The sequence below is a fragment of the Streptomyces sp. NPDC033229 genome (genome assembly GCF_055576875.1).
Genome location: NZ_JBVIQR010000061.1, coordinates 1 through 9,425, shown reverse-complemented (window position 1 = coordinate 9,425; position 9,425 = coordinate 1). Strand labels below are relative to the sequence as shown.

Below are 9,425 nucleotides of genomic sequence, written 5' to 3'. Positions count from 1 at the left end.
TGCGGTCTGCCGGGTGAATCGCGCCTGGGGGCCTGCCCTGCCGTGGGAACTGACCCGCGGGCCGCCTTGTGGGCTGCCTAAGCGGGCCATCCCGCGGACTGCCTTCGCGAGCCGACCCGCGGCGCGCCCCGGTGGGCTGTCCCTCGAAGGCGCCCGCGCGCGCCGCGCGGATACCCGCGAGCCGACCTGCGAACGTCACCCCGAACCGCCCCGAACCGCCCCGCGCGGAAGCCGCGTCAGCCCGCGTCAGCGGCGGCCGGCTTCGCCGGGCGCCCTCCGTCCGCCGGGTGCGGAGCCATCGGCAGCAGCGAGGACAGCCGCTCCTCGCACAGCTCCACCAGCCGCGCGTACCCCTCCTTGCCCATCAGCTCGGTCAGCTCCGGCGCGTAGCTCACGTACACCGGGTCACCCGCGCCGTGCGCGGACGTCGCCGACGTGCACCACCAGTGCAGGTCGTGGCCGCCCGGGCCCCAGCCGCGGCGGTCGTACTCGCCGATCGTGACCTGGAGCACCTGTGTGTCGTCCGGCCGGTCGATCCAGTCGTACGTACGCCGGATCGGCAGCTGCCAGCACACGTCCGGCTTGGTCTCCAGCGGCTCGCGGCCCTCCTTCAGGGCGAGGATGTGCAGCGAGCAGCCCGCGCCGCCCGCGAAACCGGGCCGGTTCTGGAAGATGCACGAGCCGTTCCAGCGCCGGGTCTGCCGCTCGCCGTCGTCCTCGTCGAGCTGCGTCCAGCCACTGTCGGTGCCCACGTCGTGGAACTGCCAGATGTCCGGCGTCAGCCGCGCCACATGGCCCGCGACCCGCTTCTCGTCGTCCTCGTCGGAGAAGTGCGCGCCCAGCGAGCAGCAGCCGTCGGCGGCGCGCCCCGCCTGGATGCCCTGGCAGCCGCTGCCGAAGATGCAGCTCCAGCGAGAGGTGAGCCAGGTCAGATCGCACCGGAAGAGCTGCTCTTCGTCCGCAGGGTCGGGGAATTCGACCCAGGCACGGGCGAAATCAAGCCCCACCTCGTCGGAGATCTCGGCCTTCACATCGATGACCTTGGTCTTCTTGGAGGCTTTGTCCTGCGCTTTGCCCTGCTTCGCCTTCTTCGTCTTCGCCACCCCTCAAGCCTAAGCGCCCCGCGAGCGGCAGTAGCGTTCACGCCATGAGACTCGGTGTCCTCGACGTGGGCTCGAATACGGTTCACCTGCTGGTGGTGGACGCGCATCCGGGCGCCCGCCCCCTGCCCGCCCACTCGCACAAGACCGAGCTGCGGCTCGCCGAACTCCTCGACGACGACGGTGCGATCAGCGACGCCGGGATAGACCGCTTGATCGCCGTCATCCAGGAAGCCCTGCAGGCCGCCGAGGACAAGGGCGTCGAGGAGGTCCTGCCGTTCGCCACCTCCGCGGTCCGCGAGGCGGCCAACGCCGACACCGTCCTCGCGCGCGTGACGAAAGAGACCGGCATCACGCTGCCCGTCATGACCGGCGACGAGGAGGCCCGGCTGACCTTCCTCGCCGCCCGCCGCTGGTTCGGCTGGTCGTCGGGCAAGCTCCTCGTCCTCGACATCGGCGGCGGCTCCCTGGAGATAGCGCTGGGCCTGGACGAGGAGCCCGACGCGGCCGTCTCGCTGCCGCTGGGCGCCGGCCGGCTGACGGCCGGCTGGCTCCCCGGCGACCCGCCGGACCCCACCGACGTCCGCGCGCTGCGCCGCCACGTACGGGCCCAGATCGCCCGCATCGTCGGTGACTTCTCCCGCCGCGGCGCCCCCGACCACATCGTCGCCACCTCGAAGACCTTCAAGCAGCTCGCCCGCATCGCCGGCGCCGCCCGCTCCACCGAGGGCCTCTACGTCAAGCGCACCCTCAGCCGCCGCGCCCTGGAACAGTGGGTGCCCAAGCTCGCCGCGATGACCGTCGAACAGCGCGCCGCGCTGCCCGGCGTGTCGGAGGGCCGGGCGCCCCAGCTGGTGGCGGGCGCGCTCGTCGCCGAGGCGGCGATGGACCTGTTCGGAGTGGAAGAGCTGGTGCTCTGCCCGTGGGCGTTGCGGGAAGGAGTGATCCTCCGGCGGCTGGACCACCTGCCCGTCCCGTGAGAGGCGGTCGTACGCTGTTCCCCGTGACAGAGCCAGTGGTGCGCATCCCGGATGCGAAGGTCGCGCTGTCCACGGCCTCGGTCTACCCCGAGTCGACGGCGACGGCCTTCGAGATCGCCGCCCGCGTCGGGTACGACGGTGTCGAGGTCATGGTCTGGACCGACCCGGTCAGCCAGGACATCGAGGCGCTGCGCCGCCTCTCCGACTACCACCAGGTCCCGATCCTGGCCGTCCACGCGCCCTGTCTGCTGATCACCCAGCGCGTCTGGTCGACGGACCCGTGGGTCAAGCTCCAGCGCGCCCGGGCGGCGGCCGAGAAGCTGGGCGCCACCACCGTGGTCGTCCACCCGCCGTTCCGCTGGCAGCGCTCGTACGCGCGGGACTTCGTACGCGGGATCTGGCGGATGGCGGACGAGACCGACGTCCGCTTCGCCGTCGAGAACATGTACCCCTGGCGCTACCGCGACCGCGAGATGCTCGCCTACGCGCCCGACTGGGACGTCACCAAGGACGACTACCGCCACTTCACCGTCGACCTCTCGCACACGGCGACCGCCCGCACGGACGCCCTCCAGATGATCGACCGGATGGGCGACCGGCTCGCCCACGTCCACCTAGCCGACGGCAACGGCTCCGCCAAGGACGAGCACCTGGTGCCCGGCCGCGGCAAGCAGCCCTGCGCCGAGCTGCTGGAACGGCTCGCGGTCAGCGGCTTCGACGGGCACGTGGTGATCGAGGTCAACACCCGCCGCGCGATGTCCAGCGCGGAGCGCGAGGCCGACCTCGCCGAGGCCCTGGCCTTCACCCGGTTGCACCTCGCCTCCCCGACCCGCGTGCCCCGCCTGTGAGCGACGCACGGGAGGGCGCCCCGAGGAAGCGCGGCAGACCCGCCCGTACGGACGCGGGCGACGGCCCCGGCGCCCGCGAGCGGATCCTCACCGCCGCCCGCGCCGAGTTCGCCGAGCACGGCTACGACAAGGCGTCCATCCGGGGCATCGCCAAGGGCGCGGGCGTCGACCCGGCGCTCGTCCACCACTACTTCGGCCCGAAGGAGAAGATCTTCGGCGCGGCCGTCGAGGTGGCCTTCGCACCCGCGCTCCAGGCCCAGGACGTCGTCTCGACCGGAGGGCTGGAGACCATCGGGGAGCGGCTGACGCGCTACATCCTCGGTGTGTGGGAGGACCCCGTCACCCGGGAGCCGCTCCTCGCGATCGTCCGGTCCGCGTTCGCCAACGAGACCGCCGCCGCGATCTTCCGTGAGCTCGTCACCCTCCGGCTGATGGACCGCGTCGCGGGCGAGCTGGACGTCCCGGAGCCGCGGCTGCGCTCGGAGCTCGCCGCGGCCCAGCTGATGGGCGTCACCCTGCTGCGCCATGTGATCAAGGTCGAGCCCCTGGCCTCGGCGGACCTGGAAGAGGTCATCGCCATGGTGGCCCCGGTCGTCCAGCGCCACCTGACCGAGGGCTGAGCGAGGACGGCCCGAAGACCTGAGCGAGGGCCGCCCGAGGGCTGAGCCCTGCGTCTCATATCGCGGAGATCCTGTCCGGATCTTGGATCACGGGCGTAGGCTCGGAAGACGCCGACCCGGCGCGGGCCAACGCCGCGCGCCGACGCACTTCGAGGAGTGGAGCAGGATGCCCGAGCTGAGGTCCCGCACCGTCACCCACGGCCGCAACATGGCGGGTGCCCGAGCCCTCATGCGGGCGTCGGGCGTAGCGAGCGAGGACATCGGCAAGCCGATCATCGCGGTCGCCAACTCCTTCACCGAGTTCGTCCCCGGCCACACCCACCTCGCCCCGGTCGGCCGGATCGTCTCCGACGCGATCCTGGCGGCGGGCGCGGTGCCCCGCGAGTTCAACACGATCGCCGTCGACGACGGCATCGCCATGGGCCACGCCGGCATGCTCTACAGCCTGCCCTCCCGCGACCTGATCGCCGACTCCGTCGAGTACATGGTCGAGGCGCACTGCGCCGACGCGCTGATCTGCATCTCCAACTGCGACAAGATCACGCCCGGCATGCTGATGGCCGCCCTGCGCCTCAACATCCCCGTCGTCTTCGTCTCCGGCGGCCCGATGGAGGCCGGCCAGGCCACCCTCGTCGACGGCACGGTCCGCAAGCTCGACCTGATCAACGCCATCGTGGACGCGGTCGACGAGAACGTCTCCGACGAGGACGTCCTGCGCATCGAGGAGAACGCCTGCCCGACCTGCGGCTCCTGTTCCGGCATGTTCACGGCCAACTCCATGAACTGTCTGACCGAGGCCATCGGCCTCTCCCTCCCGGGCAACGGCTCCGTCCTCGCCACCCACACCGCCCGCAAGGCGCTGTACGAGAACGCCGCCCGCACGGTCGTCGAGATCACCAAGCGCTACTACGAGCAGGACGACGCGTCGGTCCTGCCGCGCAACATCGCCACCCGCGCCGCCTTCGACAACGCCATGGCCCTCGACATCGCCATGGGCGGCTCGACCAACACGATCCTGCACCTGCTCGCCGCCGCCCAGGAGGCCGGGCTCGACTACGACCTCAAGGACATCGACGCGGTCTCGCGCCGGGTGCCCTGCCTCGCCAAGGTCGCGCCCAACGTCGCCCCCGGCGGCACGTACTACATGGAGGACGTGCACCGCGCCGGCGGCATCCCCGCGATCCTCGGCGAGCTCTACCGCGCCGGACTGCTCAACGAGGACGTGCACACCGTCCACTCGCCCGACATCAAGGACTGGCTCGGCACCTGGGACGTGCGTGGCGGCTCGCCCTCGGCCGAGGCCGTCGAACTGTGGCACGCCGCGCCCGGCTGCGTCCGTTCCGCGACCGCCTTCTCGCAGTCCGAGCGCTGGGACTCCCTGGACACCGACGCCGCCGGCGGCTGTATCCGCGACGCGGCGCACGCCTACTCCAAGGACGGCGGACTCGCCGTCCTCAAGGGCAACCTGGCCGTCGACGGCTGTGTCGTGAAGACGGCCGGCGTCGACGAGTCGATCTGGACGTTCGAGGGCCCGGCCGTCGTCTGCGAGTCCCAGGAGGACGCCGTCGACAAGATCCTCCGCAAGGAGATCAAGGAGGGCGACGTCGTCGTCATCCGCTACGAGGGCCCCAAGGGCGGCCCCGGCATGCAGGAGATGCTCTACCCCACGTCCTTCCTCAAGGGCCGCGGCCTCGGCAAGTCCTGCGCCCTGATCACCGACGGCCGCTTCTCCGGCGGCACCTCGGGCCTGTCCATCGGCCACGCCTCGCCCGAGGCGGCCTCCGGCGGCACGATCGCCCTGGTCGCCGACGGAGACCGGATCCGCATCGACATCCCGGCCCGCTCGATCGAGCTCCTCGTCGACGACGAGGAGCTGGCGGCCCGCCGCGAGGCGCTCGGCGGCACGTACGCCCCGAAGAACCGCGAGCGCCAGGTCTCCGCGGCGCTGCGGGCGTACGCGGCCATGGCCACCAGCGCCGACAAGGGCGCCGTCCGGGACGTCTCCCGACTGGGCTAGGCGGTGCCCCCGGCTGGAAACGCCGGGGCACCGCGCCCCGCTACCGCCACCGGGACGGTGACCCCGCGTCCACCGCGAACACCGTCCCGTCCGGGGCCGCGCCGAACACCTTCCCGTCCGCCGCGACCGGCACCGGGAGCAGCTCCAGATAGCCCCGCCCGGCCCTGGCCAGGCGGGGTGACGTCTGCCCGAGAAGCGTGCCGCGCGCGGTGTCCACGGCCAGCAGCCGCCCGTCGGCCGCCGAGAAGTACAGCCGGTCGTCGGCGGCGACGAGCGCCGACGCGTTGGCGACGGAGGTGTCCAGCCGCCACAGCCGGGCCGAGGGTTTGGATCCAGCTCCCGAGCCCTCTTTTGATCCCGACTTCGATCCCACGGCGGTGGCGAAGGCCGTGAGCCCGCCGTCCGAGGACAGCACATAGACCGAACCGCCGTGCGCGACGACGCTCGTGGCGGCCACCGGCGTGCCGAGCGGCACCCGGTGCTCGCGCTTGGCGGCAGGGTCATAGCTGACGACCGCGGAAACCCGGGTGTCCGCGTCGGCGGCGCTGAGATGGAGGACGCCGCCCGGTCCGGCCCCCACGGCGGTCAGATTGCCGTCGGCCGTCCGCTGCCACAACGTCGTGCCGCGCACCGGGTCGAGCGCGACGATCCGCGTGCTGCGCCCGTCGGGCGACGGGGTGACGGCATAGGCGGGCCCGGACCCGTACGAGGAGAAGACGGGCTTGGAGTGGCCGGGCAGCCCGTGGTGCCACCGCTCCTTGTTCGTGGCCCCGTCGACGGCGGTGACCACGCCGTCCGCCGCGACCAGCAGCACGGTGTCGCCCGCGTGGTACACCCGGCCCCGGAACGCCGACACGTCCCGAGTCCAGCGCGGCTCGCCCGACGCCGGATCGAGCGCCGACAGCCGCCGCCCGTCCGGCGCCAGTACGTGCACCAGCCCGCCGGAGACGACCGGCGCGCTCGGCGCGCCGTCACCGGGCCGCGCCGACCCGCCCGCCACCTTCCGCCGCCAGGCCACCTCGCCGTCACCGGGCCGGATCCGGGCCGCCGACACCCCGCGCGCGGAGCAGTACAGGGCCGACTTCCCGTACGTACAGAACCCGGCCCGCACCTCACCGTCCCCCGCCGCGTCCTCTCGCACGGACGTCTCCCACGGCTGCCAGGCGGCACCCATCGGCGTGGCGCGGGCTTCCGACGGCCGATGCAACCCGTCCACTTCGCGCAGCGCCCAGTACCCGCCGGCGGCGGCCAGTGCCACGACGGTCACGGCGGCAGCGGCGATCCACCCCTTCCGCCGCCGGAGCCGGGCCTTGCGGGGAGGGGGGACTTCGGTGGGCTCGGTGGGGCCCGCGGCCGGGACGGGGGTGCTGTTCCGCTGTTCGGGGACCTGGGGCGGGAAAGGCGTGGGGGTAGCAGAGGCAAGAGGGGAGGAAGGGGACGCGTGCGGCAGCATGGCCATGATCGCGTCAGGCGTCGGCCGGTCGGCGGGCTCCTTCGCCAGGCACGCGAGGATCAGCGGAACGAGATCCTCGGGCACACCGGCCAGCTCAGGCTCGTTGTGCACCACCTGATACGCGACGATGTACGGACTCTCCGACTCGAACGGCCCCCGCCCCGTCGCCGCGTGGACCAGCAGCGAGGCCAGCGCGAACACATCCGCCGCGGGCCCGACCTCCCGCGGCCGCTGGAACTGCTCGGGCGCCATGAACGGCGGGGTCCCGATCAGCTTCCCGGTCTCGGTGCGCAATTCACTGTCGTACGGCCGGGAGATCCCGAAGTCGATCACCTTCGGCCCGTCCTCGGCGAGCAGCACATTGCTCGGCTTGAGGTCGCGGTGCACGACGCCCGCACGATGGATGTCGCGCAGCGCCTCCGCGAGCCCCGCCGCCAGCCGACGCACCTCGTCGGGGCTCAGCGGACCGTTCCGCTTCACCCGCTCGGCAAGGGTGGGGCCGGGAATGCAAAGGGTGGCCATCCAAGGCCGTTCGTCGTCCGGGTCCGCGTCCACAACCGGCGCGGTGAACGCTCCGCTCACCCGCCGGGCAGCCGCGACCTCCTGCCGGAACCGCGCTCTGAACTCCGGATCCACGGCGTACTCGGCGTGCACCACCTTGACCGCGAGAGGCAGTCCGGACGCGGAGCGCGCCAGGTGCACCACCCCCATGCCACCGGAGCCGAGACGCCCTTCCAACCGGTACCGGCCGGCATACTCCGGCTCCTCCGCTTCCGGGCCCGTCCCGGATGTGCGCAGCGGCGGCATTCCCCCACCCCCGTTGTATTTCGGCCGCGTCAGGCGGCGTGCCGGAGCCTAGTCGATGGCATCTCACAGACCCGGAAGCCATACCGAGGGGCCTTGCTAGCCTGCACATGACATACAGACGCACCCAGTTTTCCGACGACTTTCGACCGACTTTCGACGCGTGCACGGGGGAGGGCCGGATGGCCACCGAGGAATTCACCGAGACCAGCGGCAATGACGAGAGCGCGGCGCTCTCGGTCCAGGCCGCCGCGGCTGTGACCTACTACCCGCTCGCCCCGGGGTACCAGGTCAACGTCCGCCGCGGCCCGAGCTCGACCAGCCAGCTCATCAAGGTCCTCCCGCAGGGCTCCAGCGTGCCGATCCGCTGCCAGACCCGCGGCGAGACGGTCTCAGGCCCGTGCGGCACCACGGACGTCTGGGACAGCATCGCGCCGGGTCAGTATGTGTCGGACGCGTATGTGAAGACGGGCAGCAGCGACTTCGTGGCCGTCCGCTGCTCGGGCTGACGCCTCCGGCCGCCTCCGGCTCCGATCCTTCGGGCCCGATCCTCCGGGCCTGGTTTTCCGGCCGACGGCGATAATCGCCGTATGAGCGATGAGCACGAGGCAGCGGGTCCGCAGCCGGAACCGATCCGGTTCTTCGGGACGACCTGGGTCGACCACGACGGCGGCTACGCACTGCGCAGGGCGGGCGTCGCCGTGGGCGCGCTCGCCGCGGCGGCGGCCGGAGCGTTCGTCCTCCGCCTGGGATACGAGGGCCTGGCCGTCGCCAAGGTCGGCAACGTGGTCAACATGCTGGTGGTCGTCGCCTTCGCCGTGTGCAGCGCCCTCGCCTTCCGCCGGACCTGGGAGGGCTTCCAGCGCCGCCCGGACCCGGCGGCCGACCCGGCGGCCGAGAAGTCGATGCGAAGCATCCTCATGATCGGCTTCATCGGGTCGCTGCTCGCCTACTTCTTCCGCGCCCTGCGCGAGGCGCCGGGCGAGCGGCTCCACCGCGAGGAGTACGAGGAGGCGCGCACCCGCTACGAGCGCCGCCGCACGACCCGTGCGGGCAACCCGGCGGCCCGGAAGAAGAAGCGCAAGGGCTAGGCCGGGAACGGGGCCAGGAACCAGGCCCAAGAGGCAGACCCACCCGGGGTGAAGCACCCCTGGAGCTCGTGTAGAGTTCTCCGAGTTGCCACGGCGTCCGCGAGGACGGTGCGGCGGCACTTCACGCCTGACTGGCGGCAATCTCTACTGCACGGCCCTTGAACGGGATCGATTTCGGCATGCCGGAATTCGGGACCGGGTTCCGATTAGGAACCGCCGGGGGAATCCGCTAAAGTAGTGATCACGCCGAAAGGCGCGAAACAAATCCCCGCCGACGGGGAATCGGAAACGAATTCGAGCCGGGAACGGCACGGAAAAGGATCTGATAGAGTCGGAACCGCCGGAAAGCGAAAGCGAGCCGGTGGGACCCCGCTCCAGCAGGGGGCCAGGGCCGGAAACGGATCTGGTAAGGTTGGAAACACGAAATACCGAAGGGAAGCGCCCGGAGGAAAGCCCGAGAGGGTGAGTACAAAGGAAGCGTCCGTTCCTTGAGAACTCAACAGCGTGCCAAA

At 71.8% G+C, this 9,425-nt stretch carries 8 protein-coding genes; 6 read left to right on the top strand and 2 right to left on the bottom strand.

The window, feature by feature from the left end; translation table 11 throughout:
* Positions 1-236: 236 nt before the first annotated feature.
* Positions 237-1,103 (bottom strand): DUF3109 family protein, encoded by an 867-nt coding sequence (locus tag ACZ53N_RS32440; RefSeq protein ID WP_469144384.1) that lies wholly within the window; start codon positions 1,101-1,103, stop codon positions 237-239.
* A gap of 44 nt (positions 1,104-1,147) precedes the next feature.
* On the opposite strand from ACZ53N_RS32440, the gene ACZ53N_RS32435 reads away from it, so the two are divergent.
* The 4 genes from ACZ53N_RS32435 (at position 1,148) to ilvD (ending at position 5,565) form a co-directional block, all read left to right on the top strand.
* Positions 1,148-2,080, top strand: a complete 933-nt coding sequence (locus ACZ53N_RS32435; protein WP_469144383.1) for a Ppx/GppA family phosphatase — start codon at positions 1,148-1,150, stop codon at positions 2,078-2,080.
* A gap of 23 nt (positions 2,081-2,103) precedes the next feature.
* Positions 2,104-2,928 (top strand): sugar phosphate isomerase/epimerase family protein, encoded by an 825-nt coding sequence (locus ACZ53N_RS32430; RefSeq protein WP_469144382.1) that lies wholly within the window; start codon positions 2,104-2,106, stop codon positions 2,926-2,928.
* Entirely contained in the window at positions 2,925-3,548 is a 624-nt protein-coding gene (locus ACZ53N_RS32425) for a TetR/AcrR family transcriptional regulator (protein ID WP_469144381.1), read from the top strand. The genes ACZ53N_RS32430 and ACZ53N_RS32425 overlap by 4 nt, the downstream gene beginning before the upstream one ends.
* A gap of 166 nt (positions 3,549-3,714) precedes the next feature.
* A complete protein-coding gene (gene ilvD / locus ACZ53N_RS32420; protein ID WP_469144380.1) occupies positions 3,715-5,565 on the top strand; it encodes a dihydroxy-acid dehydratase in 1,851 nt (616 codons plus the stop codon).
* A 40-nt stretch (positions 5,566-5,605) separates the two neighbouring features.
* On the opposite strand, the gene ACZ53N_RS32415 is transcribed toward ilvD, so the two are convergent.
* Positions 5,606-7,825 (bottom strand): protein kinase domain-containing protein, encoded by a 2,220-nt coding sequence (locus tag ACZ53N_RS32415; RefSeq protein WP_469144379.1) that lies wholly within the window; start codon positions 7,823-7,825, stop codon positions 5,606-5,608.
* Positions 7,826-8,004: 179 nt separating this feature from the next.
* Here ACZ53N_RS32415 and ACZ53N_RS32410 point away from each other — a divergent pair, with 179 nt between their 5' ends.
* Both ACZ53N_RS32410 and ACZ53N_RS32405 read left to right on the top strand, forming a co-directional pair.
* Positions 8,005-8,331: an SH3 domain-containing protein gene (locus ACZ53N_RS32410; RefSeq protein WP_469144378.1), complete on the top strand. Its 327-nt coding sequence runs from the start codon at positions 8,005-8,007 to the stop codon at positions 8,329-8,331.
* Between the two features lie 81 nt (positions 8,332-8,412).
* Complete coding sequence (locus ACZ53N_RS32405; protein WP_469144377.1) at positions 8,413-8,913, top strand: hypothetical protein; 501 nt, start codon at positions 8,413-8,415, stop codon at positions 8,911-8,913.
* Positions 8,914-9,425: the final 512 nt, after the last annotated feature.

Excerpts from the sequence above, each read along its gene's own strand:
- ACZ53N_RS32435 (WP_469144383.1), top strand. The coding sequence starts at position 1,148 with ATGAGACTCGGTGTCCTCGACGTGGGCTCGAATACGGTTCACCTGCTG.
- ACZ53N_RS32410 (WP_469144378.1), top strand. The coding sequence starts at position 8,005 with ATGGCCACCGAGGAATTCACCGAGACCAGCGGCAATGACGAGAGCGCG.
- ilvD (WP_469144380.1), top strand. The coding sequence starts at position 3,715 with ATGCCCGAGCTGAGGTCCCGCACCGTCACCCACGGCCGCAACATGGCG.
- ACZ53N_RS32415 (WP_469144379.1), bottom strand. The coding sequence starts at position 7,825 with ATGCCGCCGCTGCGCACATCCGGGACGGGCCCGGAAGCGGAGGAGCCG.
- ACZ53N_RS32405 (WP_469144377.1), top strand. The coding sequence starts at position 8,413 with ATGAGCGATGAGCACGAGGCAGCGGGTCCGCAGCCGGAACCGATCCGG.